This window comes from Oleiphilus sp. HI0067, assembly GCF_001635735.1.
On record NZ_LWFI01001230.1, the window covers coordinates 1 to 615 of the forward strand.

At 42.6% G+C, this 615-nt stretch carries 1 protein-coding gene; it reads right to left on the reverse strand.

Annotated features, from left to right (window positions below):
- A partial coding sequence (locus A3739_RS18600) for a sigma-E factor regulatory protein RseB domain-containing protein (RefSeq protein ID WP_304440290.1) occupies positions 1 to 525 on the reverse strand: 525 nt, incomplete at its 3' end.
- Positions 526 to 615 lie beyond the last annotated feature (90 nt).

A 615-nucleotide genomic window follows, 5' to 3' on the forward strand; every position in this document is an offset into this window, starting at 1 on the left:
TTTGTCTTGAACACCCAAGACCTGTGATTTCAACAACAAACCCGTGTCTTCATCAAGCCATAACGCATAGCTATATCTCTTTGCATCATTGGCCATAATCTTTAATTTAACAGACGATCGATTAACGATCCGTTCATAGCCTTTTTTATGCAGGGTGTAATGCATATGACCAGGAATAAAATTGGCAAATCGATTACTGACAGGATTAGCAAAGTCCGGTTTATCAAGTTCAACTAAGCGCTGCCCCTTGATAAGACACATGACTTGCGTGCCACGACGCAGAATCTCTCCCATATCCCCATCAAGCTGAGTCAAACGCTCTTGCTCTTGTCCGTCTATAAATCGATGCACAACACGCATAGAGCTAGACATGTCACCACGACTAAACATGAAAACCCCACGATAGGATTCATATGTCGAAGCCGTTCGCATTTTATTAATCCAGTGCGCTGCGTCTTGCTCAGCAAACGCTGAGGTACTAACGAGCACTAACACCAGACTGAATAAAATACGTTTTAACATCATATAACCCAGTTAAATACCAACAGAATTAACACTAGCAACACGAATCAAAGGTGCCATTCCAGAAGACACCGTGAGAGCGCTCAATTCAGA